General features: G+C 71.6%; 32 protein-coding genes. 15 read left to right on the plus strand and 17 right to left on the minus strand.

Features of this window, described 5'->3' with window-relative positions:
- Nucleotides 1-10: 10 nt before the first annotated feature.
- Both WG923_RS08015 and WG923_RS08020 read left to right on the plus strand, forming a co-directional pair.
- Nucleotides 11-976, plus strand: a complete 966-nt coding sequence (locus WG923_RS08015; RefSeq protein WP_340350429.1) for a tripartite tricarboxylate transporter substrate binding protein — start codon at nt 11-13, stop codon at nt 974-976.
- Between the two features lie 12 nt (nt 977-988).
- Nucleotides 989-1,999: an ABC transporter substrate-binding protein gene (locus tag WG923_RS08020; RefSeq protein WP_340350430.1), complete on the plus strand. Its 1,011-nt coding sequence runs from the start codon at nt 989-991 to the stop codon at nt 1,997-1,999.
- Nucleotides 2,000-2,011: 12 nt separating this feature from the next.
- On the opposite strand, the gene WG923_RS08025 is transcribed toward WG923_RS08020, so the two are convergent.
- From WG923_RS08025 to WG923_RS08040, 4 genes are read right to left on the minus strand one after another with little or no spacing between them, the layout of a single operon-like run.
- Nucleotides 2,012-2,908: a reductase gene (locus WG923_RS08025; RefSeq protein WP_340350431.1), complete on the minus strand. Its 897-nt coding sequence runs from the start codon at nt 2,906-2,908 to the stop codon at nt 2,012-2,014.
- Nucleotides 2,909-2,918: 10 nt separating this feature from the next.
- Complete coding sequence (locus WG923_RS08030; protein ID WP_340350432.1) at nt 2,919-3,497, minus strand: thiamine pyrophosphate-dependent enzyme; 579 nt, start codon at nt 3,495-3,497, stop codon at nt 2,919-2,921.
- Entirely contained in the window at nt 3,494-4,024 is a 531-nt protein-coding gene (locus WG923_RS08035) for a phosphonopyruvate decarboxylase (protein WP_340350433.1), read from the minus strand. Before WG923_RS08035 ends, WG923_RS08030 begins: the two co-directional genes overlap by 4 nt.
- Nucleotides 4,024-5,181, minus strand: coding sequence for an NAD(P)-dependent oxidoreductase (locus WG923_RS08040; RefSeq protein ID WP_340350434.1), 1,158 nt, complete (start codon nt 5,179-5,181; stop codon nt 4,024-4,026). Before WG923_RS08040 ends, WG923_RS08035 begins: the two co-directional genes overlap by 1 nt.
- Between WG923_RS08040 and WG923_RS08045 the strand changes: the two genes are divergently transcribed.
- Together WG923_RS08045 and WG923_RS08050 are read left to right on the plus strand one after the other, a co-directional pair.
- A complete protein-coding gene (locus WG923_RS08045) occupies nt 5,088-6,434 on the plus strand; it encodes a hypothetical protein (RefSeq protein WP_340350435.1) in 1,347 nt (448 codons plus the stop codon). The two genes, WG923_RS08040 and WG923_RS08045, sit on opposite strands and share 94 nt — an antisense overlap.
- A gap of 36 nt (nt 6,435-6,470) precedes the next feature.
- Nucleotides 6,471-7,397 carry an alpha/beta fold hydrolase gene (locus WG923_RS08050; RefSeq protein WP_340350436.1) on the plus strand — a complete coding sequence of 309 codons (927 nt, stop codon included), beginning with the start codon at nt 6,471-6,473 and terminating at the stop codon, nt 7,395-7,397.
- 12 nt (nt 7,398-7,409) lie between these two features.
- Here WG923_RS08050 and WG923_RS08055 read toward each other — a convergent pair whose 3' ends face one another.
- From WG923_RS08055 to WG923_RS08065, 3 genes are all read right to left on the minus strand, one after another.
- The gene (locus tag WG923_RS08055) at nt 7,410-7,823 is read right to left on the minus strand and encodes a hypothetical protein (RefSeq protein WP_340350437.1); all 414 of its coding nucleotides are present in this window, start codon (nt 7,821-7,823) and stop codon (nt 7,410-7,412) included.
- A gap of 158 nt (nt 7,824-7,981) precedes the next feature.
- Nucleotides 7,982-8,494: an MOSC domain-containing protein gene (locus WG923_RS08060; protein WP_340350438.1), complete on the minus strand. Its 513-nt coding sequence runs from the start codon at nt 8,492-8,494 to the stop codon at nt 7,982-7,984.
- Nucleotides 8,495-8,524: 30 nt separating this feature from the next.
- Nucleotides 8,525-8,794, minus strand: coding sequence for a KTSC domain-containing protein (locus WG923_RS08065; protein ID WP_340350439.1), 270 nt, complete (start codon nt 8,792-8,794; stop codon nt 8,525-8,527).
- A gap of 156 nt (nt 8,795-8,950) precedes the next feature.
- On the opposite strand from WG923_RS08065, the gene WG923_RS08070 reads away from it, so the two are divergent.
- Nucleotides 8,951-9,229, plus strand: a complete 279-nt coding sequence (locus WG923_RS08070) for a hypothetical protein (protein WP_340350440.1) — start codon at nt 8,951-8,953, stop codon at nt 9,227-9,229.
- A gap of 49 nt (nt 9,230-9,278) precedes the next feature.
- Here WG923_RS08070 and WG923_RS08075 read toward each other — a convergent pair whose 3' ends face one another.
- The gene (locus tag WG923_RS08075) at nt 9,279-9,425 is read right to left on the minus strand and encodes a hypothetical protein (RefSeq protein ID WP_340350441.1); all 147 of its coding nucleotides are present in this window, start codon (nt 9,423-9,425) and stop codon (nt 9,279-9,281) included.
- A 266-nt stretch (nt 9,426-9,691) separates the two neighbouring features.
- On the opposite strand from WG923_RS08075, the gene WG923_RS08080 reads away from it, so the two are divergent.
- A complete protein-coding gene (locus WG923_RS08080) occupies nt 9,692-9,997 on the plus strand; it encodes a hypothetical protein (protein WP_340350442.1) in 306 nt (101 codons plus the stop codon).
- Here the strand turns inward: WG923_RS08080 and WG923_RS08085 are convergent, their stop codons facing one another.
- The gene (locus WG923_RS08085; protein ID WP_340350739.1) at nt 9,998-10,963 is read right to left on the minus strand and encodes a threo-3-hydroxy-L-aspartate ammonia-lyase; all 966 of its coding nucleotides are present in this window, start codon (nt 10,961-10,963) and stop codon (nt 9,998-10,000) included.
- Nucleotides 10,964-11,039: 76 nt separating this feature from the next.
- Between WG923_RS08085 and WG923_RS08090 the strand changes: the two genes are divergently transcribed.
- Complete coding sequence (locus WG923_RS08090) at nt 11,040-11,381, plus strand: hypothetical protein (RefSeq protein WP_340350443.1); 342 nt, start codon at nt 11,040-11,042, stop codon at nt 11,379-11,381.
- A gap of 81 nt (nt 11,382-11,462) precedes the next feature.
- On the opposite strand, the gene WG923_RS08095 is transcribed toward WG923_RS08090, so the two are convergent.
- Nucleotides 11,463-11,738 carry a hypothetical protein gene (locus WG923_RS08095; RefSeq protein ID WP_340350444.1) on the minus strand — a complete coding sequence of 92 codons (276 nt, stop codon included), beginning with the start codon at nt 11,736-11,738 and terminating at the stop codon, nt 11,463-11,465.
- Between the two features lie 181 nt (nt 11,739-11,919).
- Between WG923_RS08095 and WG923_RS08100 the strand changes: the two genes are divergently transcribed.
- Complete coding sequence (locus tag WG923_RS08100) at nt 11,920-12,360, plus strand: DUF7673 family protein (RefSeq protein ID WP_340350445.1); 441 nt, start codon at nt 11,920-11,922, stop codon at nt 12,358-12,360.
- Between the two features lie 16 nt (nt 12,361-12,376).
- Here WG923_RS08100 and WG923_RS08105 read toward each other — a convergent pair whose 3' ends face one another.
- The 5 genes from WG923_RS08105 to WG923_RS08125 form a co-directional block, all read right to left on the minus strand.
- The gene (locus WG923_RS08105; protein WP_340350446.1) at nt 12,377-12,898 is read right to left on the minus strand and encodes a hypothetical protein; all 522 of its coding nucleotides are present in this window, start codon (nt 12,896-12,898) and stop codon (nt 12,377-12,379) included.
- Nucleotides 12,899-13,063: 165 nt separating this feature from the next.
- The gene (locus WG923_RS08110; protein WP_340350447.1) at nt 13,064-14,719 is read right to left on the minus strand and encodes an alpha-amylase family protein; all 1,656 of its coding nucleotides are present in this window, start codon (nt 14,717-14,719) and stop codon (nt 13,064-13,066) included.
- On the minus strand, nt 14,716-15,900 hold the full coding sequence (locus tag WG923_RS08115; protein ID WP_340350448.1) for a serine hydrolase domain-containing protein: 1,185 nt from the start codon (nt 15,898-15,900) through the stop codon (nt 14,716-14,718). Before WG923_RS08115 ends, WG923_RS08110 begins: the two co-directional genes overlap by 4 nt.
- 3 nt (nt 15,901-15,903) lie before the next feature.
- Nucleotides 15,904-17,310, minus strand: a complete 1,407-nt coding sequence (locus WG923_RS08120; protein WP_340350449.1) for an amidase — start codon at nt 17,308-17,310, stop codon at nt 15,904-15,906.
- Nucleotides 17,311-17,487: 177 nt separating this feature from the next.
- Complete coding sequence (locus WG923_RS08125; RefSeq protein ID WP_340350450.1) at nt 17,488-18,669, minus strand: acyl-CoA dehydrogenase; 1,182 nt, start codon at nt 18,667-18,669, stop codon at nt 17,488-17,490.
- 117 nt (nt 18,670-18,786) lie between these two features.
- Here WG923_RS08125 and WG923_RS08130 point away from each other — a divergent pair, with 117 nt between their 5' ends.
- The gene (locus WG923_RS08130) at nt 18,787-19,683 is read left to right on the plus strand and encodes a LysR substrate-binding domain-containing protein (RefSeq protein ID WP_340350451.1); all 897 of its coding nucleotides are present in this window, start codon (nt 18,787-18,789) and stop codon (nt 19,681-19,683) included.
- Nucleotides 19,684-19,797: 114 nt separating this feature from the next.
- Here WG923_RS08130 and WG923_RS08135 read toward each other — a convergent pair whose 3' ends face one another.
- Entirely contained in the window at nt 19,798-20,928 is a 1,131-nt protein-coding gene (locus tag WG923_RS08135; RefSeq protein ID WP_340350452.1) for a 6-phosphofructokinase, read from the minus strand.
- 183 nt (nt 20,929-21,111) lie between these two features.
- Nucleotides 21,112-21,672, minus strand: a complete 561-nt coding sequence (locus tag WG923_RS08140; RefSeq protein WP_340350453.1) for a c-type cytochrome — start codon at nt 21,670-21,672, stop codon at nt 21,112-21,114.
- A gap of 199 nt (nt 21,673-21,871) precedes the next feature.
- Here WG923_RS08140 and WG923_RS08145 point away from each other — a divergent pair, with 199 nt between their 5' ends.
- The 6 genes from WG923_RS08145 to WG923_RS08170 all read left to right on the plus strand — a co-directional run bounded on the left by WG923_RS08145 (nt 21,872) and on the right by WG923_RS08170 (nt 25,770).
- The gene (locus WG923_RS08145; RefSeq protein WP_340350454.1) at nt 21,872-22,441 is read left to right on the plus strand and encodes a hypothetical protein; all 570 of its coding nucleotides are present in this window, start codon (nt 21,872-21,874) and stop codon (nt 22,439-22,441) included.
- A 131-nt stretch (nt 22,442-22,572) separates the two neighbouring features.
- Nucleotides 22,573-23,112, plus strand: coding sequence for a glycine zipper 2TM domain-containing protein (locus WG923_RS08150; RefSeq protein ID WP_340350455.1), 540 nt, complete (start codon nt 22,573-22,575; stop codon nt 23,110-23,112).
- Nucleotides 23,113-23,133: 21 nt separating this feature from the next.
- The gene (locus WG923_RS08155; protein WP_340350456.1) at nt 23,134-23,370 is read left to right on the plus strand and encodes a PepSY domain-containing protein; all 237 of its coding nucleotides are present in this window, start codon (nt 23,134-23,136) and stop codon (nt 23,368-23,370) included.
- A gap of 3 nt (nt 23,371-23,373) precedes the next feature.
- Nucleotides 23,374-24,045, plus strand: coding sequence for a response regulator transcription factor (locus tag WG923_RS08160; protein WP_340350457.1), 672 nt, complete (start codon nt 23,374-23,376; stop codon nt 24,043-24,045).
- Nucleotides 24,042-25,373: an ATP-binding protein gene (locus tag WG923_RS08165; RefSeq protein WP_340350458.1), complete on the plus strand. Its 1,332-nt coding sequence runs from the start codon at nt 24,042-24,044 to the stop codon at nt 25,371-25,373. Before WG923_RS08160 ends, WG923_RS08165 begins: the two co-directional genes overlap by 4 nt.
- Before the next feature lie 124 nt (nt 25,374-25,497).
- Nucleotides 25,498-25,770, plus strand: coding sequence for a YkvA family protein (locus tag WG923_RS08170; RefSeq protein ID WP_340350459.1), 273 nt, complete (start codon nt 25,498-25,500; stop codon nt 25,768-25,770).
- Nucleotides 25,771-25,853: the final 83 nt, after the last annotated feature.

A 25,853-nucleotide genomic window follows, 5' to 3' on the forward strand; every position in this document is an offset into this window, starting at 1 on the left:
GGAACGCCGCATGCATCGCATCCGCCGCGCCCTGCTGCTCGTGGCCGCCCTCGCGCCGCTCTGCGCCGCGGCCCAGCCGGCGGCCTGGCCCACGAAGCCGGTGCGCTTCGTCGTCGCCTTCGCGCCGGCGGGGCCGGCGGACATCATCGCCCGGCTCCTCGGGCAGAAGCTCGGCGAGGCGCTGGGGCAGGCCGTGGTCGTGGAGAACAAGCCGGGCGCGGGCGGCAGCGTGGCCTCCGCGCTGGTCGCGCGCGCCGAGCCGGACGGCTACACGCTCATGATCAACACCAGCTCGTACGCGGTGAACCCCGCGATGCAGCGCAGCCTGGGCTTCGATCCGGACAAGGACCTCACGCTCGCCAGCCTGGTCGCCTCCAGCCCCAACCTGATCGTGACCGGCCCGGCCGTGAAGGCGCGCACGCTCAGGGACGTGCTCGCGGAGGCGAAATCCGGCAACTGGAACTACGGCACGGCCGGCGCCGGCACCACGCCGCACCTCACGGCCGAATACCTGTTCAAGGTGCTGGGCAAGATGAACGTCACGCACGTGCCCTACCAGGGCGCGGGCCCCGCCCTCGCGGCGGCGATGGCGGGCCAGACGCAGCTGGCCAGCGTGGCCCTGCCGGCCGCGGTGGAGCTCGTGAAATCGGGCCGCGTGCACGGCCTGGTCGTGACCGGCGCGAAGCGCTCGCCGGCCCTGCCCGAGGTGCCCACGGTGGCCGAATCGGGCTTTCCGGGTTTCGAGGACGTCACCTGGGTCGGCGTGTTCGCGCCGGCCCGCACGCCGGAGGCCATCCTGCAGCGCCTCAACCGCGAAGTCGCACAGATCCAGCGCGATCCGGATTTCCAGGCCCGGCTGGCCGCCGCGGGCTTCGAGCCCCTGTCGGGCGGCCTGGCCGAAGCGCGCGACTACCTGCGCGCCGAGATGATCAAGTGGTCGCGCGTGGTGCGCGACACCGGCGCCAAGGCCGACTGAGGAGACCCCACGATGCACGACGAGCAAGCCCCCTCCCCTTCCCGCCGCCGCCTCCTGATCGCCTTCGGCAGTGCGGCGGGCCTGGGCGCGTGCGCGCAGCAGCCCGCCGCGCCCGAGCCGCAGGCGCGCGTGCGCGTGAAGGTCTTTCCGGGCGCGCAGAACCTCGGCCTCTTCGCCGCCGCGCAGCAGGGCTTCTTCGCGCGGCGCAACCTCGACGTCGACCTGCAGTTCACGCAGAACTCGGTGGAACTGCGCAACGGCCTGGCATCGGGTGCGTTCGAGATCGCCCATGCAGCCGTCGACAACGCCGTGGCGATGCGCGACCCGGGCGGGCAGGACGTGGTGATCCTCTCCGGCGGCGACAACAGCATGAACGAGCTGTTCGTGCAGCCGGAGATCACGGCCATCTCGCAGCTGCGCGGCAAGACGCTGATCGTGGATGCGCCCAATACCGCGTACGCGCTGCAGGCCAAGAAGATCCTCAAGGACCGCGGGCTCGCGTCCGGCGACTACACGCTGAAAGAGGTCGGCGGCACCTTCCAGCGCATCCGCGCGATGCAGCAGGACAAGTCGAACACGGCCTCCATGCTCAACCCGCCGTTCTCGCTGCAGGCATTGGCGAGCGGCTTGCGCAGCCTGGGCAAGGTGTCGGACCTGCTGGGTCCGTACCAGGCCTCGGGTGCGTTCGCGATGCGCCCATGGGCGCAGGCGAACAGCGGCGTCGTCGAGCGCTACCTCGCGGCCTGGATCGAGGGCACGCGCTGGGGCCTGAACCCGGCCAACCGCGAGCCGGCCATCGCACTGCTGGCGCAGCGCCTGCAGCTCGAACGCCCGCTGGCCGAATCCACCTACGGCGTGCTCGCCTCGGGGCTGGCGCGCGACGCGGCCTTCGACGCGCCGGGCTTCGCGCGCCTGCTCGCGATCCGCGCCGAGATGGAAGGCCAGTGGGGCGGCACGCCGCCGCCACAGGACCGCTTCGTGGACCTGCGCTGGTACCAGGGTGCGCTGCGGCGCGTCGGCTAGGAGCCCAGGCTCCTAGGACAGTTCCGCCGACTTGATCTGCTTCGCCTGCGCCTTCACCGCGTCGAACTCCGCGCGGGCACGGGCGATCTCCTCCGGGCTCGCGCGCTCGATGTTGCAGTAATCCAGCTTCCAGTCGCTCGATTCGCTCCACCGGATCGGCGACTGCACGGTGGTGCGCGGGGCCGTCGCCGACTGCAGCAATTGCAGCGCGAGTTCCAGCGTCTGCCGCTGCGAGGCGGGATCGTGCGGCCTGCCCGCGCCGTTGCCGAGCGGGAAGTCGGAGAACAGGAAGCGCGGCACGCCCACGTGCTCCACGATGTCCCTGGCGCAGCCCATGACCACGGTGGCAATGCCGGCGGCTTCGAGTCCGCGCGCCACCAGCGCCAGGGTCTGGTGGCACACCGGGCAGTTGGGCACGAGCAGCGCGGCATCCACGCCGTCGTCCAGGCAGCGCTGCACGATCAGCGGCACGTCGGCTTCCATCGTGTGCCGCTGGCTGCGGTTGGTGGGCGCGCCGTGGAAGCGCGGCGCCAGCCGCATGCGCCCCTCGCCCGCCAGCGTTCGCATCAGCGGCAGCGGGAACCAGCATTGGCTGTCTTCCATCGAGGTGTGCCTGCGGTCGATGGCCACGTGGGCGATGCGCAGGTCGTGGTCGCGCGCCGTGTCGCCGGTGTAGGGCACGTAGAACTTGACCGCCGCATTCATCGGCGCGCCGGGCCCCTGCGGCCCCTTGCCCGGCTGGTACGGCGCCGCCGTCGTCACCAGTGTCACGACGCAATCGGCCAGCGCCTTCTTCAGCGGCTGGAACGGCACCTCGTCGAAGTGCGCGTAGCGGTAAGGGTTGCCGTAGCCGAGCGCGAGGTACCAGTCGCGGGTGCGCTCGAGGTAGGCGATCGGTGCGTCGTGCATGGAGGGCTTCCTAGAAGGGCGGCAGCCCCAGCGCCGCACGGAAGCGGTTCTTGAGGTACACGCCGTCGCGGGCGGGGAGCGCCTTCGGCAGATCCTCGGAGGCCACGTGCACCTGCGCCAGCAGGCAGCCGCTGCGCGCGGCGATGCGCGCGGCCAGCGACGCCACGGCTTCGGGCTCGCGGATCGCCTCGGCCTGCGCGAAACCGCAGCCGCGCGCCACGGCCACCAGGTCGGTGCCCAGGCTGGTGTGGCTGCGCTGCATGCCGGTCTCGCCATAGTGCCCGTTGTCGAGGACCACCACCGTGAGGTTCGCCGGCTGCTGCGCGGCGATGGTCGCGAGCACGCCCAGGCCCATGAGCTGTTCGCCGTCGCCGGTGATCACCAGCACGCTGCGCTGAGGCTGCGCAAGCGCCAGCCCCAAGCCCATGGCGGCGGCGCCGCCCATGCCGCCCCAGAGATAGAAGGTCCCATCGCGGTCCCCGGCCGCGAACGCATCCCAGCTCGGCGAACCGAGGCCCGTGACGACCAGCGCCTCGGGGCAGCGCGCCAGCAGTTCGCGCACGAAGGCGCGCCGGTCGATGCCGCTCATTGCGCGCCCTCCCAGGCCTTGCGGCCGATCAGCTTCTGCGCCAGCAGCACCGCCACCGACTCGCCGGCGCCGAAGGCCGCATCGACGCCGGCCTGCACCGTCTCCGCCACCTCCTCCGGGCGCGTGGCGCACAGCACCCGCACGCCCATGGCCTCCAGGCAGGGCCGCACGGCCTTGGCCATGGGCACCTGCCACGGGTTGAATTCGGCCCACTCGCCGCGCATCGTCACCAGCGTGAGGAAAGGGAAGCGCCCGTTCTCCACCAGCGACAGCATGTTGATGCAGTTGCCCACGCCGCTGCTTTGCATCAGCAGCACGGCGCGCTCGCCGCCCAGCCAGGCGCCGCAGGAAACCGCGATGCCCTCCTCCTCGGTGGTGAGCACGATGCCGCGCAACTGCGGGTCGGCATGCACGCGGCGGATCAGGTGCGCATGGCCGGCATCGGGCACGTAGGCCACCTGCCGCACCTGGCCCTGCTTCAGGATCTCGAACACCTGGTCCTGCCAGGCGGGTGCCGCGCGCTCCATCACGACTCCAGCCGCGGCGGCGTGGCGCCCGCGAGTTCGCACCACGCATCGGCCATGGCAGAGAAGTCCTTCGCGCCCCAGCCGCGGGCGCGCGCCACGCTGTAGGCCTCGCGCGCCGCCGCTGCTGCCGGCACCGGTGTGCGCACGGCGTTGGCCGCCTCGACGATCAGCGTCAGGTCCTTGTGCGCGAGGTCGATGGTGAAGCCCGGTTCCGTGTCGCCGCGCAGCACCTTGGTGGGCCAGGCGATCTTCAGCTGGCCGTTGGTGGCGGTGGTCCCGTGGATCACTTCGAGCGTCTTCTCCAGCGACAGGCCGAACTTCTGCGCCAGCGTCAGTGCCTCGGCGTTGAGGTGGCAGGAGACGATCGCCAGGTAGTTGTTGACCAGCTTGGTGCGGGTGCCGGTCCCCGTCGGCCCGCAGTGGTGGAGGGTGGTGCCCATCGCCTCCAGCAGCGGCCGGACCGTGGCGAAGTCCTGCGCGCTCGCCCCCACCATGAACAGCGATTCGCCGCGGTCGGCATGGCTCGCGAGGCGGCCCACCGGTGCATCCACGAAGCGCATTTCGCGGCGCGCCGCGGCGGCTGCCACGCTGTCGGTCACCTCGGGCGCCACGGTGCTCATGTCCATCACCAGCGTGCCCGCGCGGGCGTTGGCCAGCACGCCACCGGGGCCGGCGATCACTTCGGTGACCGTAGCGGAATCGGGCAGCATCGTGATCACCACATCGCAGGTGCGGGCCAGTTCCGCGACGTCGCGCGCGGCCCGTGCGCCGGCCGCGACCAGGTCCTGCACCGGGCCCGGCGCCAGGTCGTGCACCATCAGGCGGAAGCCCTTGCGGCACAGGTTCAGCGCCATGCCCCGCCCCATGCGGCCCAGGCCGATGAATCCGGTCAGTCCCTTGCTGCTGTCGTCGCTCACTCGTCGCTCCCTGGATGCCCCGCGCCGGGGCTGCGCAGTCCTTGTAGCGCAAGGCGCCCCGGCGCGAGAGCGGGGAAACCACGTGGCGCGGTGCGCGCCCGCGCTATTCGGCCCCGTGCCGCCGTCGCTCTGACACACTGGGCGGCTTGCACGCCGCCCAAGACCTCCTGCTCGCTGCCCTGCGCGCTGCGCCGCGCAGGTACCGCCTGCCGCCGCTGCCGCCCGATGCCGCGCCCGCACGCGCCGGCGACGTCGAGACGGCGCTGGCGTTCGCGATCGAGGCGGCGCGGCTGGGGATTGAGCAGCGGCGGCCGGTCGCTGACGATGTGCGCGATCTCTTCACCGGCGCGCTGGCCGCGTTCCTGCGCGAGGCCATGGTGGGCGAGCGGGGCGATCCGTCGTTCCAGGCCCTGGTGCTGCAGGTCCACGATGCGCAGGTGCACGAGTTCGTGCGGCTGTCCCGGTCGGCGGCCGCCGACCGGCGCACCGTGCGCAGCCTCACCGACGCGATCGCGCATCCCGGCAAGACGCGTGCGCTGCCGCCCGGTCCCGGGCGCGATCGGCTGGCCGCGCTGCACGCGCTGGTGGCGGCGGATGCGTGGACTTCCCTGCGCGACGCGCTGGCGGAAGGCGCGCCCGAAGCCGATGCATCGCTCGCAGCCACGCTGGACGCGATCCTTGGCAGCGAGGCGCTGCAGCGGCTCGTCCGGCGCGCGGCGCTGCTGCCAGGCGCCTCCGTGCAGCGCTACCTCGCCCTGTGCGAGCGGCGCGGCCCTTCCGCCAGCAGCCACGCGGCAGCGACCCAGGGCCGCAGCGCCGCGCGGGCCGGCGACGATGCCGAGCGCGCCACCGTGGCAGCCTTCCAGCAGCTGGTGGACCTGCTGCGATCGCGCACGCCCGGCACCTACCGCGTGCTGCGCAGCCTGCGTCCGCTGGCGGGCTTCCCCGGCGACCGCGGCAAGGCCAAGGACGAATGGGATGCGGCGATTGCCAGCGACTCGCGGGAAGGTGCGGACCTCCTGCTGCTGGCCGAAGTGAAGGCCGCGCCGGCCGCCGCCAGCTCCGACTTCTCGCGCCTGCATCGCGGCCTCGTGCGACTGGCGCACGCGGACGCGGCGCGCAGCTACGCCTTCGGCACCGCCGACGGCGAGGCACGCATCCGCGGCGCATCACTGCGGCAACTGCAGCCCGCGCCTCGCGGCCTGCCGGCGCAGGTGATCTACTGCTGCACGGCGCCGCCGGAAACGCAGCCCTCGCTGCTGGCCGCCGCCAGCAAGGCCGTGCTCGCGGCGGAGCCGGCCAGCCTCGCCTACGCCCGGCGACTGGCGCAGGGCGACACGCCGGACGATGCGCAGCTGCGGCCCGTGTGGGAGGCGCTCACGCACGCGCCGCGCCTGCGCGCCACGCTGCACCAGGATGCCACCGCCCGCCTGGTGCGCGAGGCCATGCTGCATCCGCAGGACCTGGTGGCGAGCCTGGCCGCACTGCCCTAGTGGGCAACATGGTCCGGACGGTGGCAAGCTTCGCCCATGACACCCCTGCACACCACCCGCGCCGGCGTCCTCGAAATCTCGTGGCACGCCTGCGGCCCCGCCGAAGGGCCGCCGGTCTTCCTGATGCACGGCTTCCCGTACGACATCCACGCGTACGCGGAGGTCGCGCCGCTGCTGGCCGATGCCGGCTGCCGCGTGATCGTGCCCTACCTGCGCGGCTTCGGGCCGACGCGCTTCCTGGCCGCCGACACGCCGCGCTCGGGCGAGCAGGCCGCGCTCGGCGCCGACCTGCTGGCCCTGATGGACGCGCTGCGCCTTCCGCGCGCCGTGCTCGCCGGCTACGACTGGGGCGGCCGCGCGGCCTGCATCGTCGCGGCGCTGTGGCCCGGGCGCTGCGCCGGCCTGGTCTCGTACAACAGCTACAACATCCACGACATCGCACGCGCGATGGAGCCCGACACGCCCGCCAACGAACAGCGGCTCTGGTACCAGTATTACTTCCACTGCGAGCGCGGGCGCGCGGGCCTGGCGAAGGACCGCCGCGCGCTCACGCGCCTGCTGTGGCAGCTCTGGTCGCCGAGCTGGCGCTTCGACGACGCGACCTTCGAGCGCTCGGCGGCGGCCTTCGACAACCCGGACTTCGTCGAGGTGGTGATCCACTCGTACCGGCAGCGCTACGGGCTGGTGCCGGGCGACCCGGCGTATGCGGACATCGAGCGGCGCCTGGCCGCCCAGCCCGCCATCACCGTGCCCGCCATCACCTTCGACGGCACCGACGATGGCGTGCATCCGCCCGCGCAGGGGGAAGCCTCCGCGCACCGGTTCACGGGCCCGCGCTCGCACCGCATCGTGCCGGGCGTGGGGCACAACATGCCGCAGGAAGTGCCGCGGGTGTTCGCGGACGCGGTGCTGGAACTCGTTGGCGCCGCGCGCCAGCCTTCCTCGAACTCGTTCGCGCCCTAGGAGCCTGGGCTCCTAGCTTTCCTCGAGCTCGTAGCGCGTCCACGCGTGCGCCAGCAGGTGGCGCAGCGAACTCTGGCGCTGGTCGTACGCGGCCGCCGGCTCGTCGCGGGTGGGTTCCACGCCGGCCAGGGCGCTCTCGAAACTGAGCTGGTAGGAGCGCAGCGCTTCCCGCGCCGACTTCCGGCGCACGCCGCGCAGGGCCTCCTCGAGTTGCGAACGGCTTTCCCGCAGGCCCGTCGCGATGCAGGCGTTCAGCTTGTCGGCGTCGACGATCGAGATGCTTTCGCGGTAGCGCACCTGCACCCAGCGCGAACAGCTGGCCAGGACCTGGCGCGTGAAGTTGCGGTAGCCATGCACGCGCGCGCCGCAACAGGGGTGCAGGCGCCCATCCGGCTCTCCGTCGGCGAAGGAGGCGACTGGCAGCAACACAAATGCAAGCGCCACCGCTACGGCACGTCGGTTCTCTCGCATGGTTCTCTCCCTGTACTCCGGGCAGGGTAGCCGGCACCTTCCAGGGGCATAACGCCCGAAAGTGCCTCCCCCCATGCAACGCATGGTGACATCGTCCGTGCCTGTTACACGCGCTACTGGTCCATGAAGCAGCGCACCGCGTCTCCGCGCGCCACGGTGCCGCCTTGCAGCACGCGCGCCGTCACGCCGCCGTGGCCGCGCATCGCGTTCCACGCCCCGGGCCCGAACCGGTCCTCCATCCTGGAGCAGGGCTCGCAGGGGCCGCTGATTTCGAGCACCACGTCGCCTCCGATGCGCAGGCGCAGCGCCTGGTCGCGCAACAGCGCACGCGCCGCGAGCAGGTTGAGGCCGGAGACCACGAGGTTGCGGCGCAGGTCGGCAGGGTCCAGGGCATCGCGCCGCAGCAAGGCGGCGATCACGGCAAGGTGCTCGGACTGGACCAGCGTCACCTGCCGCTTGCCGCCGGCGCGGCCCGCCGCCGCGCGGTCGCCTTCGAGCCCGCGGCCTTCGACCACGCGCACGGAGGGCACCGCCTGCGCCCGCTGGCCGCGCGCGGGACGCAGCAGGATGGCTTCGAGGCGGCCCGGATGCGGGAAGGCCGCCGCCAGCGCGCGCAGGTCCTTCATGCGGCGCGCGCGGCGCCGGCGGCGCGGCCCCTACTCGTCACCGAACAGGTCACCGAGTGTCTTGCCGCCGCCGGAAGGCTTGCCCCCGCTGCGCGGCGTGCCCTTCGGGTATTCCTCCGCGATCCGGTCTTCCCAGTAGGTGGCGGGATTCGGCGCGCTGCACAGGCGCCGGAACACCTCCTCGGGGACGTGCTTGTACGCCAGCACCGAGCCGTTCTCCCAGTGCAGATCGAGCTGGCGCGATGCGGAATCGTATTCCGCCTGGCGGATGCGACCGCCCGTGAACACTTTTGTCGTCATGCGCGGCTTCCCCGGGGAAGATGCTTTGGTACGAATGAGTCTAGCGTTGTGTCCCGTGCGGTCGGTGCCGGTCGGGCCGTGTAAAAGGCACTTTCGTCCATTGGTCCCCAAACGTCTCGTGAGTAACATTTCTCACGGTTTCGAACGGGGAGCGACATGAGACTGACCCTTTGTGATTGCGGCGTGGCCTACCTGGTGCGATTGAACCGGTCCTTCTGGATGCGGTTCGTGCCCGGTCGCCGGCACTATTTCTGCGTCCGGTGCAAGGCGCACCAGCTGCTGTCCCGGCAGGGGCTGCGGCGCGCGTTTCCCAACCTGCCGCCGCAGATGGACACCTCGGTCACGGCGCCGGGCGCGCTCGAACAGCCGTCCGCCGTTCCCTCCGAGCTGTTCGCGTCCTCCACGCGCGCACCGGCCCGCGTGGGCCCGCGCTAGGCCTCCGCGCGAGGCGCGCCCCCGGTCGCTCCCCCTCGACCGGCGCGCCTCACCCGGAGATGTTGTGGTACCGCTCCACCTGGCAGGCGTAGGTGTTCTCGCCCGCCGCGCAAGGCGAAGGTTCCGCCTGCGGGGGCGGTAGCGAAGAGCAGGCCGCCAGCGGCAGCAGCAGAGCGAGCAGGAATTTCCGGGCCATGGGCTCTCCCTTCAGGCTGCGCACGCGAGCGGCGCCAGCGGGACGCCAATGTAAGGCAGGCCCGCCTTGCCTGCAGCGCCTTGCCGCAGCCCCCTCCTGCGCCCGGGGTTTGCCCCCCGCCAGGCACCGAAGCGGTGCAGGGTGTGAACTCGCACACGCGATTTCGCCCATGGCTGTTGCGCCAACCCCCTCGCCGGCCACATCGGCACCAATGGCATCTTGTCATGGCCGAGCGGGGCCGCTACAACAGGCACGGAGGCCCCGACATGTTCCACAGCAGACGTACCCACGACACCGCCCTCCTCAAGCTCCTGGCCAGCGCGGCTGCGCTGGGCCTGCTCGCCTGCCTGTCCGCCGCGGCCATGCTTGGAATGAGCACGCTCGCCCGCAGTCCCATGCTGGCCACCAGCGTCGTGCTCGTGACGGGCGCGCTGGCCGTCGGCCTGCGCCGCCTGGTCGCGGAAATCGCGGACCGGCGCGCGGCCGAAGACCTGGGCGCGTCCGAACTCACCACGCTCACCTTCCCGCCCGAGTCGCGGGTGCAGCGCACGCGTCCTTCGCAGCTGCGTTGATCACCGCGAGAGCAATTCGCACAGGCGCGCCAGGTCCACGTTCCCGCCGCTGACGATCACCCCGACCCGGGCCCCGCGCACTTGCTCGCGGCGCGCGCGCGCCGCCGCGAAACCCAGGCAGCCGGTCGGCTCGAACACCAGCTTCATGCGTTCGGCGGCGAAGCGCATGCACGCCACCAGTTCGGCGTCGCTCGCCGTGAGGATGTCGTCGACGTGCGCGCGGATGATCGGGAAGGTGAGGTTCCCGAGGTGCTGCGTCTGCGCGCCGTCGGCGATGGTGCGCGGCGTGGCGATGTGCACGATCGCGCCGCTGCGCAACGACTGCTGGCCGTCGTTGCCCGCCTCCGGTTCCACCCCGTAGACCTTGCACTGCGGCGCCAGCGCGCGCGCGGCGAGCGCCGTGCCCGCGAGCAGGCCGCCGCCGCCGAGCGGCACGAACAGGTGGTCGAGCGCGCCGACCTCCTCGATCAGTTCCTGCGCCGCCGTGCCCTGCCCCGCGATGACGTCGGCATGGTCGTACGGCGGCACCAGCGTCAGGCCGTGCTCGCGCGCGAGCTCGCGGCCGATCTGCTCGCGGTCATCCTTGTAGCGGTCGTACAGCACGACGTTGCCGCCATAGCCGCGGGTGGCCGCCACCTTCGCCGCCGGCGCATCGTCGGGCATCACGATGGTGGCCGGCATGCCGAGGATGCGGGCCGACAGCGCGATCGCCTGCGCATGGTTGCCGGACGAGAACGTCGCCACGCCGGCGCGGCGCTGGTCCGCGTCGAAACGCGACAGCGCGTTGAAGGCGCCGCGGAACTTGAACGCGCCCATGCGCTGCAGGTTCTCGCACTTGAAGAACACTTGCGCGCCGAGCTCTTCATCGAGCGTGCGCGAGGTGAGGACGGGCGTGCGGTGCGCATGCGCGCGGATGCGCCCGGCCGCGGCCAGCACATCCTCGTAGCCCGGCAGGGCCGTGTTCATGGTTTGCAACGATGATCTCCTTGCATCTGCGGACGGTCGGTCCATACTAGCGGCCCCGATGTCGAAGGAGCTCGCGATGTGCTACCTCGTTCGTCAACAGCAGCCTGAATTCGAAGCCGGCGGGGTGGCGCAGCCGCCGGGGCTGCCGAGCATCCGGCCGCGTTGGGCCGGCGCCGGCGCCGCCCTCGTCTTCGGTGGCCTCGCGCTCGCGGGGGCACTGCTCACCACCCCCTCCATGGCGCCGCAGGCGCACGACGCGAAGGATCGCGCCGCGCCGCTGCCGGTGGCCGAACGCTCCACGCAGCTCTCCGGCGCCGGCGGCGTGCAGGAGACCTCGCTGCAGATGGACGACGGCGTGCCCACCAGCACCACCGACTTCAGCAAGGCCACCGCGGGCCACTGCCACCACGGCCTCTAGCCTCGGCGTCGCTTCGGCGGACCCCACGTCCGGGTCACCGGCGCGGGTCGTCTCCCGCTTTTCCGGTTGCAGGCCCGCGCGTCAGCGGGTCTTGGTGCGGGTGCCCCCGCCCTTGGCTGCCGGCTGGGCGGGCGCCTCGGCGCGGGCGCTCGCGCGGGCCTGGTTCTGCGCCAGGGCTTCGTCCTCGCGCTCGTGCGCGTAGAAACGATAGCCGGCGCCCAGCATCACCACCGTGAACAGCGCCATGTAGCGGTATTCGTTTCTTTTCGTTCCGCTCAGGAGGGCGGCCAGCAGGGCGAGCGCGCCGGCGACGAGCAGCAGTTTGACGTCGGTGTGCAGGTTGCTGAGGAATTCCATCGATGCTCCAGGGGGCAGCCTGCACAGTACCCCACCGCATTGGCCCTGACCAGCTTGCGGCCCCGCAGCGCGCCGGGAATGTGGCGGCGACGGCACGCCGGCCGCCCCGCGAATGCCCTCTTACCAGCGGGCGGCCTCCTGCAGTAGAAGAACGCAGGACAGGACACCAGGGGAAGCGGCCATGAACCACGGCGATCGGGAGCGGCGGCACCACGCGAGCCTGGAGCGCATCAACCGCGTGCAGCTGGTCGTCGGCCGCGGTGACCGCATGCGCGTGGACCACGAAGGCACCCTGCTGGAGCGCGCCCGCATGCTGGGCGAGGAGATGCGCTCGCACGAGGCCACCGAACTCGGGCTCGCCGCCTTCGACCGGCTGCTGCGCCGCGCGGAGGAACGCGACGCCCGCCACAGCCGCGACATCCTGGCCTTCGTGGCGGCCCTCTGGAGCAACCGGCCGCTGCCGCTGAACACCCTGCGCGGGCTGGACGCCGCCGTGGGCGACGACATGCTCGCGGTGCTCGATGCCTTCCGCTACGCGCGGCTGGACCTCGTGGAGGCGGTCGAGGGCGGGCCGCGCCGCGTCGCCCGGCTGGTGAACGAGCGCAAGCTGTCGAAGGCGTGAGGGCGCCTGCGCCCGCTCATTCGTGCGCGATGATCACGCCGCCGGCCATGTCCACCCAGCGCACGGACTGGAACGCCGGCAGCAGGCGCCGGAATTCCACCGCCGCGTCGCCGCCCCGGCCTTGCACCGTGACGTAGCCCACGTGGCCGGCGGCGGCCAGCACGGTGAACTGCAGCAGGTAGCCCCGGGCGGCGCCACGCGCCTGGCTCGCTGCCGCCACGAGCGTGCTGCCGTCCGGAAGCACGGAGCGCGTCGTGCGGACCACGCGGCCGTGGCTGGCGGCAGCCGAGCGCACCAGCCGCACGCTGCGATCGGCGAAGTTCGGGTCGGGGGGTTCGTCCGCGGAGGCGAGGTAGACCGAAGCCGCGACCTCCTGGGCCTGCGGGCCGCGCAGCAGCACCGGCTCCGCCGGCCGCACCACGGTGTAGCCGCCGGGCCACTGCATGGCGAGGTGCCCGAAATACAGCTCCTGCGCCTGCGCCGCGGCGGCGAGGCAACAGCTGCCGAGGACGACGAGGACAGTCCGAACGAACTTCATCTTCCACCTCCCATCACGCAAGCGGCCGCGCCCGCGCCGGGCAGCGTGGGCGGGTGAATCCCTCGAGCTGAAGGCCATCGTGGGACGGGCGTCCCCGGCAATCCTTGACGCACCGCAAGCTTGGCGCACGGCCGCGGCGACGGCACCACGAAGCCGCGGCAGTCGTCAGGCGGTCGTCCGGTCCAGGAGGTAACCCAGCCCGCCCGCGCGGTACCAGTGGTAGCCGTAAGGTTCCATCACGATGCGGTGCACGCCGCGGCCGTCGGCGCGGCTGTGGTCCTGCGTCAGCAGGTTGATCAGGTCGCGCCCCTTGCGGTCGACGGAGCGCAGCCGGATCTCGGTGACCTCGCCGAGCAGGTTGTGGATCACCACCACGGCGTTGTTGCGCCAGTCGTAGCGCAGCGCGAGCACGCCGTCGTTGCCCGTCTCCAGCACGGTGAAGTCGCCCCATCCGAGTTCCGGCACTTCCTTGCGCATGCGGATGATGCGCTCCGTCCAGTTCAGCAGCGAGTCGGCGTCGCGGCGCTGGTCGGCCGCGTTGATCTTGTGGAAACCGTAGGGCCCTTCCTGGATCACCGGCACCACCGGCTTGTCGCCGCGGGTGAAGCCCGCCAGCGGCTCCGTGGACCACTGCATCGGCGTGCGCGCGCAGTTGCGCTCCGGCAGCGCGAGGTCGTCGCCCATGCCCAGTTCGTCGCCGTAGCGGATCACGGGCGTGCCGGGCAGCGTGAACAGCAGGCTGTAGGCGAGTTCGAGCCGGCGCCGGTCGCCACTGAGCATGGGCGCCAGGCGCCGGCGGATGCCGCGGCCATAGAGCTGCATGTCCTGGTCCGGGCCGAGCGCGGCGAACACCGCCTGCCGCTGCTCCTCGGTGAGCCGCCCCAGGTCGAGTTCGTCGTGGTTGCGCAGGAAGTGGCCCCACTGCGCGTTCGCGGGCCGCCCGCGCGTCTGCTCCAGCGCCTTCACCAGCGGCTTCGCGTCCCCGGTGGCGAGCGCGTAGAAGACGCGCTGGTTGACCCAGAAATTGAACATCATCTGCAGCCGCTCGCCCTCCGCGCCGAAGTAATGCAGGTTGTTCTTCGGCTCGACGTTCGCCTCGGCGAGGATGATCGCGTCGCCGCGGCGCCATTGCAGGAACTCGCGGAACTCGCGCAGCATCTCGTAGCGTTCGCGGCTGCGGATGTCCGGGCCCTTGGTCTGGATCACGAAGGGCATCGCGTCCATGCGGAAACCGGACACGCCCAGCTGCAGCCAGAAGCCCATGATCTTGCGGATCTCCGCCAGCACCAGCGGGTTCTGCGTGTTGAGGTCCGGCTGGAAGTCGTAGAAGCGGTGGAAGTAGAACTTGCCCGCGACGGGGTCGCGCGTCCACGTCGTCTTCTGCACGCCGGGGAACACCATGCCCTTCCCGGCGTCCCTGGGCCGCGTGTCCGACCAGACGTAGAAGTCGCGGTACTTCGAGTCCGGGTCCTTGCGCGCTTCCAGGAACCAGGGATGCTCGTTGCTGGTGTGGTTGATGACCAGGTCGATCATCACGCGGATGCCGCGCTGCCTGGCCTGGTGGCTGAAGTCGACGAAGTCGCCCAGCGTGCCGAAGCAGGGATCGACCTGGTAGTAGTCGCTGATGTCGTAGCCGTCGTCCTTGCGCGGCGACTTCTGGAACGGCATCAGCCACAGGCAGGTGACGCCCAGGCCGTGCAGGTAGTCGAGCCGGCGCGACAGGCCCTCGAAGTCGCCGATGCCGTCGCCGTTCGAGTCCATGTAGGTCCCGACGTGCAGGCAGTAGATGATCGCGTTCTTGTACCAGAGGTCCTTGATCATTCGCGGCCCTCTTCTTCTTCGAGCGCGGCGCGCACCAGCGCCTTGAACTCCGGCCAGAAGGGCAGGTCGGAGCCCATGTAGCGCTGCGTCATGAGCGCCACGCACACCTTCTTCGCGGGCCAGATCCACCACTTGGTGCCGGCGAGGCCGCCCCACTGCAGGTCGCCGGGCCGGCTGCTCGGGTCCGCGTCGGAGCGTTCGACGGTCACCGAGCCCGCGTAGCTGTGCCCGCGGCCGATGGTGCGTGGCTCGTGGGGAAACCCGATCCACATCCCCGGCGGCAGCTGGTTGCCGAACACCAGCGGCAAGGTCTGCGGCCGCAGCAGCGGCGCGCCCCCACCGGCGAGCACGGCCAGCAGCCTGCCGAAGTCGTCCAGGCTGGTGACGAGGCCGCCGCCGGCGTTCAGCCGCGGCGCGGGCTGCAGGTAGGCGCCCGGGGACGGCAGGTGGTCGGCCCGGCGCAGCCCCCGCTTGCCCGGATCGCGCAGGTCGCCGATGTACATCCGCGCCAGGCGTCCCTGCTTGTCCGGCGGCACGAAGAAGAAGGTGTCGTGCATGCCCAGCGGCTCGAAGACGTGGCGCTGGAAGTGCCGGTCCAGCGTTTCGCCCGCGACCACCTCGATCACGCGGCCCATCACGTCGGTGGCGACCGAGTAGTTCCAGTCCGCGCCGGGCTGGAACAGCAGCGGCAGGCCCGCGAGCGCCTCCATCATCTGCGCCAGCGTGAGCGCGGGATCGGCCACGCCCGCGGCCATCGAGGCCTTGGCGATGGGCGCGTTGGGCTGCAGGAAGGCGTAGGTGAAGCCCGCCGTGTGCGTGAGCAGGTGGCGCAGGCGCACGGGCTCGCGCAGCGGCTCGGTGTCGTCCAGCGCTGTCGCGCCGGGGCGCAACGCCCGCAGCGCCCCCAGCGCGGGGATGTATTCGGCGACCGGGTCGTCCAGGCCGATGCGGCCCTGTTCCACCAGCCGCAGTGCCGCGCAGCTCGTGACCAGCTTGGTGTTGGAGAAGGCGCGGAACAGGTGGTCCTCGCGCAGCGGCACCTGCGCTTCGCGGTCGGCCCAGCCGATGCAGTTGCGCGCGACGCTCGCGCCGCCACGCAGCACCGCGTACGACACGCCGACGAGTTCCTCGCTCGCGATCCGCCGCCGCAGGGCGGCATCCACCGGGGTGAAGTCCGGCATGCCTCAGTCTGGCCGCGGCGCGGCGATGAGGTGCGCCCGCTCGAGCGCGCTGGCCACGCGCAGGACCACGCCCTCGCCGTCCAGCGGGCCGACGATCTGCAGCCCGATGGGCAGCCCGCCACCATCGAAGCCCACGGGGAAGGAGGCCGCGGGGTGGCCGGTGAGGTTGAAGGGATAGGTGAAGTACGACCAGTCCACGGCGTTGCGATCCGCATGGCCGGGCGGCACGTCGACGCCGACGGGCAGCGCGGTGACCGGCAGCGTCGGCGTGAGCAGCACGTCGACCTGGCGGAACACCGCCTCCGCGCGTTGCCACGTCTCCTCGCGCAAGGCGACGAGCTCCGCCTCGGCCGGCGGCGCCAGGGCCTGCAGGTCCGCGATCGCCTGGCGCAGGGACGGATTCACCAGCTCGAGCAACTGCGGCGTGGGCGCGAGTTCGGCCAGGCGCTCGGCGATGCGGCCATAGAACAGCCGGTTCCAGGCCGGCGCCGGGTCGCGTGCGAACGGCGGCGGCAGCACCCGCACCTGCGCGCCTTCCTCCTGCAGCTGCCAGGCGGCCTGTTCGCAGGCCTCCAGCACGGCAGCGTCGGCGCTGCCATACCCGAGCGACGGACACCAGCCGATGCGCAGCCCGCGGCTGCCTTGCGAGAGGCTCGCGAGGTAGTCAGGGACCGGCGCGCGCAGCGAGGCTTCGTCGCGCGCGTCGCGCCCCGCGATCACCGACAGCATCAGCGCGGCGTCGCGCACGTCGTGCGTGATCGGGCCGACGTGCGCCAGGGCCGGCGCCGCCGCAGCCGGCCACACCGGCACGCGGCCGAAGCGCGCCTTGATGCCGAACACGCCGCAGAAGCTGGAAGGAATGCGGATCGAGCCGCCGCCGTCCGTGGCCAGCGCCACCGGCACCATGCGGGCGGCGACCTGCGCCGCGGCTCCGGCGCTCGAGCCTCCGGGGGTGCGCTCCGTGTTCCAGGGGTTGCGGGTGATGCCCGTCAGGGGCGAGTCGCCGACGGCCTTGGAGCCGAGCTCGCTGGTGGTGCTCTTGCCGACGATGCAGGCGCCCGCGTGGCGCAGCCGCTCCACCGAAGGCGCGTCGTGCTGCGCGACGTTGTCGGCCAGCAGCTTCGAGCCGAAGGCCTGCCGCACGCCCTTCACCGCGATCAGGTCCTTGACGCTGACCGGCACGCCGGCCAGCGGCCCCGGATCGCGTGCACCGGCGATCAGCTTGTCGACATGGTGGGCCTGCTGCAGCGCCGCGTCGGCGGTGAGCGTGGCGAAGGTGTTCAGGCGCGGCTCGAGGCGTTCGATGCGATCGAGGAACTCGCGCATGACGGCGACCGCCGTGATGTCCCGCCGGCGCACCGCCGCCGCGATGTCGACGGCCGTGGCCTGGGTGACATGGGACAGGTCCATCGCGCACACCTCCGTGGGAAGGCGAGGATGATGAACGGAAACGGCGCAAACGCAAAGAGCAAGCCGCGCAGGAGGGTTCGACTCCTTGCGCGGCTCTTGCGTTGCTGCGGGTCCACTGGATCCCCGCCTGCGCGGGGATGAGGTCACGGGAGGCGGCGCGTGCGCCGCCTGGCGACGTCAGCTGAACGCCTGGATGCCCGTGATCGCGCGGCCGAGGATCAGCGCATGGATGTCGTGCGTGCCTTCGTAGGTGTTCACCACCTCCAGGTTCACCAGGTGGCGGGCCACGCCGAACTCGTCGCTGATGCCGTTGCCGCCCATCATGTCGCGCGCCATGCGGGCGATGTCGAGCGCCTTGCCGCAGTTGTTGCGCTTGAGGATCGAGGTGATCTCCACCGGCGCGGGACCCTCGTCCTTCATGTGGCCCAGCCGCAGGCAGCCCTGCAGGCCCAGCGAGATCTCGGTGAGCATGTCGGCCAGCTTCTTCTGCACCAGCTGGTTGGCGGCCAGCGGCCGGCCGAACTGCTTGCGATCCAGCACGTACTGGCGGGCGCGGTGGAAGCAGTCCTCCGCGGCGCCCATGGCGCCCCAGGCGATGCCGTAGCGCGCGGAGTTCAGGCAGGTGAACGGGCCCTTCAGGCCGCGCACTTCGGGGAAGGCGTTTTCCTCGGGGCAGAACACCTCGTCCATCACCACCTCGCCGGTGATGGAGGCGCGCAGTCCCACCTTGCCGTGCACGGCCGGCGCCGAGAGGCCCTTCCAGCCCTTTTCCAGCACGAAGCCGCGGATCTGGCCGCCGTCGTCCTTGGCCCAGACCACGAACACGTCGGCGATCGGGCTGTTGGTGATCCACATCTTGCTGCCGGACAGCTTGTAGCCGCCGTCGACCTTGCGGGCGCGCGTGATCATGCTGGCCGGGTCGGAGCCGTGGTTCGGCTCGGTCAGGCCGAAACAGCCGATCCACTCGCCGGTGGCGAGCTTGGGCAGGTATTTCTGCTTCGTCTGCTCGTTGCCGAATTCGAAGATCGGCACCATCACCAGCGAGGACTGCACGCTCATCATCGAGCGGTAGCCGGAGTCGACGCGCTCGACTTCGCGAGCCACCAGGCCGTAGCACACGTAGTTCAGGCCCGCACCGCCGTACTGCTCGGGGATGGTGGGGCCCAGCAGGCCGAGCTCGCCCATCTCGCGGAAGATGGACGCGTCGGTCTTCTCGTGGCGGAAGGCTTCCTGCACGCGGGGCAGCAGGCGCTCCTGCGAGTAGTCACGGGCAGCGTCGCGCACCTGGCGTTCGTCGCTGGTCAGCTGCTGGTCCAGCAGGAAGGGATCGCTCCAGGAGAAGGTGGCTTTGGTGCTCATGATGGTCGGACAGGAAAGCTGATGGATGGCCCGATGTTAAGGGCCTGCCCCCCGCCGGCGAAAGCGAAAGTTTCTGCAGCAGTTATGCTTGGAATTCATGACTGAGGGGGAGCCGGGATGCGACGCAAGCTGCCTTCGACCCAGACGCTGGCCTGCTTCGAGGCGGCGGCGCGCCACGGCAGCCTGACGCGCGCCGCGCAGGAGCTGGCGCTGACGCAGGGCGCCGTGTCGCGCCAGCTCGCGCAGCTGGAGGAATTCCTCGGCGTCAAGCTGTTCCGGCGCGCCCGGCACGGCATCGCGCTCACGCCGGCCGGCGAGGACTACGCGCGCAAGGTGTCCGTGCGCCTCGATGCGATCGAACGCGATGCGCTGGACCTGATGGGACGGCAGGGCCAGGGCGAGTCGGTGACGCTGGCGGCCGTGCCCACCTTCGCCACCCGCTGGCTGATCCCGCGGCTGGCGCGGCTCGCGCGCGAGCAGCCGGACCTGAACGTGCACATCGCGGCGCGCACCCGGCCCTTCCTGTTCTCCGACAACGAGTTCGACGGCGCCATCTACGCCGGCACGCCGCAGCAGCTCGAACAATGGGCGGGCACGCAGGCCACGCTGCTGCTGCAGGAGGAAGTGGGCCCGGTGTGCAGCCCCGCGTTGCTCAAGGGCCGCCTGCCCGCCACGCCGCGCGCGCTGGCGAACCTGCCGCTGCTGCAGCAGTCCACCCGCCCGGACGCCTGGCGCGACTGGTTCGATGCGCAGGGCGTCGAGGCGCCCAAGGCCATGGCCGGGCCGCGCTACGAGCTGTTCTCGATGCAGGTGGCGGCGGCCACCTGCGGGATGGGCGTGGCGCTGCTGCCCACCTTGCTGATCCAGGCGGAGCTCGCCGCCAAGACGCTGGTGCCGGCATGCGACAAGGGCGCGGTCACGCGGCGGGGGTACTACCTGGTGCAGCCGGAGCAGCCGGAACGGGCGGCGATGGCGTCGTTCAAGGCGTGGCTGCTGAACGAAGTGCGTTCGTAGGCTGGGCCGCCAGGCGAAGGTGAGCGTGGCGAACCCCAGCTTCGCGATGCTCGTCGATCGCTGGGGTTCGCAAAGCTCACCACCAGCCTACGAGATCCCAGCAGTCCGCCGCCCTCAGGTCATCAACGCCGACGGCACCTTGCCATCGAACCGGACCTTCATCCCCGGCACCCCGAACGACGTCCCCACGGCCATCGCCGTGGCCACCATCGGCGCGTCCGGCGACACCGTGCGCTGGCGGTTCGCCACGTCGGCGATCGCCACGCTGGTCAGGCGCCCCTGCTGCACCGCCGCCATGCGGCCGTACTGTTCGTCCGCGACCAGCGCCGCGGCATAGGCACCGAAGGCGGTGGCCAGGTTGCGGTCGTACGCGGTCGGCGTGCCGCCGCGCTGCACGTGGCCGAGGATCGCCGTGCGCACCTCGCTGTCGATCCGCTGGCACAACTGGTGCTCCAGCACGTTGCACGCGCCGCCCAGGCGCAGCGGATCGGGGCTGTCCTTCACCACCTGCCGCACCGCGAGTTCGCCGCCCCTGGCCTTGGCGCCTTCGGCGACGCAGATCAGCGTGAAGCGCTGCCCCCCGGCCTGGCGGTCGCGGCAGATGCGCGCGACTTCCTCGATGTCGTGTTCGAACTCGGGGATGAGGATGATGTCGGCGCCGCCCGCCACCCCCGCATACAGCGCGATCCAGCCTGCATAGCGGCCCATCGTCTCCAGGATCATCACCCGGTGGTGGCTCTGCGCCGTGGTGTGCAGCCGGTCGAAGGCCTCCGTCGCGATCGCCACCGCGGTGTCGAAGCCGAAGGTGCGGTCGGTGTACATCAGGTCGTTGTCGATGGTCTTGGGCACGCCCACCATCTGGAGGCCCAGCTGCTGCAGCTGGTGCGCGATCGACATGGTGCCGTCGCCGCCGATGACGACGACCGCGTCGAGCTTCAGTTCCTCGCGCACGTAGCGCACCACCTCGGGCGACATGTCGATGTTGCCGCGCGCGTGGTAGGCGAAGGGATTGGCCTTGTTGCTGGTGCCCAGGATGGTGCCGCCCAGTGTGAGGATGCCGGACACGTCGCGGTAGCTCAGCGGCCGCGCCTGCCGTTCGATCATCCCGGCGAAGCCGTCCACGAAGCCGATCACTTCGGCACCCGCGTCCTGCATGAGGCTCTTGGCGACCGCGCGGATGACTGCGTTGAGGCCGGGGCTGTCGCCGCCGCCGGTGAGGATGCCGATGCGCTTGGGACTCGTCATGGATGTTCTGCGGGGGAAATCACGGCCGCGGGCCGGCCCTGGAAGGCGGCCATGATACGGCTGCACGACGGCGCCGGGCGCGTGCACGCATGGCCCGCCGTGCTGCGGAAATGACAACGGGGTGCATGCCGCAGAGCATGCACCCCGGGGCCGTGGAGGCCGGTACTGCTACTGCAACGGCTCCTACTTCGACTGGTCGATCATGAAGTCGACCGCGGCCTTCACGTCCGCATCCGCCAGCGAGGTGTTGCCGCCCTTCGGAGGCATCATCCCCTTCTTGCCCTGGAAGCCGCTGAGCGCGTGCTGGTACAGCGTCTCCTTGCCCTGCGCGATGCGCGGGCCCCAGTCGGCCTTGTCGCCCGGCTTCGGCGCGCCGGTCACGCCCGCGGCGTGGCACACCGCGCAGGTGGCGCTGTAGGTCGCCTGGCCGTTGCCGCCGGCACCCATGGCCACCGTGCCGCTGCCGCTGGCGCTCGTGTCCGTGCCGGCGGTCGCGCCGGAGGAAGATGCCACCGTGCTGGACGAGGACGCGTCCGTCGTGCTGCTCGTCGAGGGTGCGGCGGCCGTGTCCGTGCTGCTCGTAGAGGGTGCGGTGGCCGTGTTGCCAGTGTCGCCGGCCGACGGGGCGGTCGTGGACGGCGACGAGGAGGACGACGCCGTGGTGGCAGCGTCGTCGTGGCGGCCGCAACCGGCGAGCGCGGCGGCAACCGCGAGGGCCGTGGCGGCGAGCATGAGCTTCTTCATCGATCTCTCCCTTGTGCTTGGCGATGACTCGAAAATTCTAGGAGCGCGCCCGTGCGGGCCGGGACCGCGTGCCCCTGCCATCCCTGTCCGACAAGACCCCGCGCGGCCCGATCGCACCGGTTCAGGAAACGTTCATGGGCCCGTCCGCAGACTTGCTTCCAGGCCAGAAAGGAACTGGCCCCCAACCCTGGAGGTGACCATGCAATCGACTCTTCGCAAACCTTTCGTGGCCGCTGGCCTGCTGTTGTCCTGCGCCGCGGCCCTGCTGGCCCAGCCGGCGATCGCCCGCGAGCAGCAGTGGGTGGTGCAGGCCCCCGCACCGGTGGCGCCCGCCATCGTCGCAGGCGACCGCGACCGTGACGGCCACGACGGCTGGCGCCATGGCTGGCGCGACGGCTGGCGCCGCGACGAACGCGCGCCGAGCATCGTCGACCTGAGCCCGCTGCCCGGCGAACGCGTGGGCGAGCGCTACCGCATGACGGTGTCGGCCCGCTTCGCCGACCACGCCAGCGGCGTGGACCCGGCGTCCGTGCGCCTGCGCATCGACGGCCGCGACGTGACGGCCGCCTCGCGCGTGGACGACGACGAGGTGCGCTTCCACAACAACCTGTTCCCGGGCCGGCACGTGGCCGAAGTGATCGTGCGCGACCGCGCCGGCAACACCGCACGGCGCTCCTGGCAATTCGACGTGGTCGACCGCGACCGCCACGGCTACGGTGACGGCGACGGCTACCGTCGCAGCGGCTGGGGCTGGGGCTGGCAGCGCTGAGCGCGGACGGGCGGGAGCGCCGCCGGTGCGGCCCCGCCTCCCGCCCGGTTTACAGGGCCTGACGTTCGTTCATATTGCGTTCAGCCAGCCCGACTTAAGCTTCCAAGCACAACGAAACGAAGGAGTCTTCCATGCAACGCAGCGCTCTCGCTCCCGCCTTCCTGCTCGCCGCCCTGGCCGCCGCCAGCGCGCAGGCGCAGAGCTTCACCGACAACGCCCGGGTGCGGGCCGTCGAACCCCAGTACGAGGTCGTGCAGGTCCCGCGCCAGGAATGCACCAGCCAGTGGGTGCAGGAGCAGCCGCGGGCCGCCGCCCCCGGCGCCGGCGGCTACGGCGGCGCCATCATCGGCGGCGTCGCCGGCGGCCTGCTGGGCAACCAGGTGGGCAGGGGCCACGGCCGGGAAGCAGCCACTGCCGCCGGCGCGGTGATCGGCGCCATCACCGGCGACCGCATCGCCAACAGCGGCACGGCCGTCGCCGCGCCGGTGCCGGAAGCGCGCGAGGTGCGCAGCTGCCGCACCGTGTACGACCAGCAGAACCGCCTGACCGGCTACCGCGTCACCTATGATTACCGCGGTGTCGAGTCGACGACCGTGATGCGCGACCAGCCCGGGGCCACCATCCCGGTGCGCGTGTCCGTCACCCCGCTCGAGCCCGAGATCCGCCGTTAACCCGCCAGCCCCACGCCCTTCATGGACCTCATTCGCCAGCTGATCCTCGCCGCCGCCGTGGCTGCCGCGTTGCCCGCCTGGGCCGACGTCAGCCGCGACGACGCGGCCGCGATCGCCCAGCGGGTGAGCCAGGGGCGGGTGCTGGCCGTGGAGCGCGCCGAGGTGGACAACCGCCCCGTGTGGCGCGTCAAGGTGATCACCCCCGCCGGCGACGTGCGGGTGGTGCTGGTCGACGTGGCGACGGGGCGCCCGCTCTGAACCATGCGCCTGCTGCTGATCGAGGATGAAGCCACCCTGCGCCTGACGCTCAAGCGCCAGCTGGAGGAAGACGGCTACCGCGTCGACGTCGCCGTCGACGGCGAGGAGGGCCTCTACATGGCCCAGGAGTTCCCCCTGGACCTCGCGATCGTCGACCTCGGCCTGCCCAAGCTGAGCGGCATCGCGATCGTGCAGAAGCTGCGCGCCGAGGGCCGGGCCACGCCGATCCTGATCCTCACCGCCCGCAGCACCTGGCAGGACAAGGTGCTGGGCCTGGAGGCCGGCGCCGACGACTACCTCGTCAAGCCCTTCGAATATCCGGAACTCGCCGCCCGCGTGAAGGCGCTGCTGCGCCGGTCCTTGAAGGCCACCACCGACGTGCTCACGCTCGGGCCGATCAGCCTGGACCTCTCGGCCCAGGCCGTGAAGCTCCATGGCGAGCCGCTGGAGCTGACCGCCTACGAATACCGCCTGCTCGAATACCTGGTGCGGGAACGCGCCCGCGTGGTCACCAAGCAGGAGCTGTCGGATTACCTGTACCCGCACGGCGACGACCGCGACAGCAACGTGCTGGAAGTGCTGGTCGGCCGGCTGCGGCGCAAGCTCGACCCGGACGGCAGCCTCGCGCCCATCGAAACCCTGAGGGGACGCGGCTACCGCTTCACATTGGGATGACCCCGGGCTATTCGATCCGGGCCCGCCTGCTCCTCGGCGCCGCGCTGGTGCTGGTGTTCTTCATGGCCGGCGCCGGCATCGCGGTGCAGCGCGCGCACGCCGACAGCGTGCGCGCCGCCCATTACGCGAGCCTGCACAGCACGGTGGACCTGCTGCTGTCGCGCGCCGAGGTGGACGCCTCCGGCGCCCTGGTGATGCCGGCCGGCCTGGGCAACGCGCGCCTGTCGCTGCCCGGCTCGGGGCTGTACGCCAGCATCTCCAACACCGACCGGCGCGAGCAGTGGCGCTCGCCGTCCAGCGTCGGCGTGCAGCCGCCGTTCCGCACCGAGCTGGAAACCGGCCGCCTCGTATCGGAGACGCTGCTGGATGGCGAGCGCGCGTACATGGCGCTCACCTACGCCGTGAACTGGCAGGCCGGGCCGCGCCCCGCGCACCTCGTGCTCTCGGTGCTGGAGGACCGGGCCGACTACGAGCACGAGGTGGCCGTGTTCGCCCGCACGCTGTGGGCCTGGCTCGGGTCGGCCGGCGTGCTGCTGCTGGTCGCCCAGCTGCTGCTGCTGCAGTGGGGGCTGGCGCCGCTGCGCCGGGTGGCCGGGGAGATCCGGCGCGTGGAGGCCGGCGAGCAGGAGAAGATCGAAGGCCGCTATCCCACCGAGCTCTCGGGCCTGACCGACAACCTGAACACGCTGATCCAGCAGGAGCGCGTGCGCCAGACGCGCTACAAGGAGGCTCTGAGCTACCTCGCCCACAGCCTGAAGACGCCCCTGGCGGTGCTGCGCAGCGCGCTGCAGGAACCGGTGCGGCTGCCGGAGGCGGTGGCGCAGCAGGTCACGCGCATGGACGCCATCGTGCAGCACCAGCTCGGACGCGCCGCGGCCGGCGGCGCCACGCGCTTCGCGCCGGCGGTGGTGCTCGCGCCGGTGCTGGAGCGCATCCGCGAGGCGCTGTCCAAGGTCTATGCCGACAAGGGCCTGGAATTCCGCCTGGAGTGCCCGGCCGACCTGGCCTGGCGCATCGACGAAGGCGACCTGTTCGAGATGATGGGCAACCTGATGGACAACGCCGCCAAGTGGGCGGGCCGGCGCGTGATCGTGCGGGCGCGGCGCGAGGGCGAGCGCCTGCGCATCCAGGTGGACGACGACGGGCCGGGCTTCAGCGACACGCACTCGGTGCTGCAGCTGCACGTGCGCGGCGACGAGCGCGTGCCCGGGCACGGCGTGGGGCTCGCGGTGGTCGACGACCTGGTGGCCAGCCACCACGGCGAGCTGAAGCTGCTGCGCTCCGACCTGGGCGGGGCCCGCGTCGACATCACCCTGCCCGCACCGTGAAGAAATTGCGCCTGGGCCACCCCGGTGGCACGATCCGCCGCAGCCGCCTTGCATTGGGCGGCACCGGCGCCAAGTGCGCCCTCGCACGGCTCCGTGGGGGGCCGGTCACCGGAAGCCATCAGCCATGTGGAAACGCCTGACTCTCTTGTGGACCCTGGTGCGCGGCGACGCGCGGCAGCTCTGGTTCGCGCTGCGGCATCCCGCCGCCCCGCGCTGGCTGAAGGTCGGCACGGTGCTGATCGTGCTCTACGTACTTTCCCCGATCGACCTGATCCCGGACGCGATCCCCTTCCTGGGCGCGGTCGACGACCTCGTGCTGGTGCCGCTGGCCATTCGCTGGCTGTTGAAGCGCCTGCCGGCCGACATCGCGGCGGCGTCCGCGGCACGAAGGTCCTGAGCTTGCGGACCTGCGGTGCCGGTGGGCGCCGCAGGTCGACACGGCACTTTCGTGCCTCCCCACCGCATTACTGTCGCGCTAAG

Origin of the sequence: Ramlibacter sp. AN1133, from assembly GCF_037890035.1 — a bacterium.
GTDB lineage: Bacteria > Pseudomonadota > Gammaproteobacteria > Burkholderiales > Burkholderiaceae_C > Ramlibacter.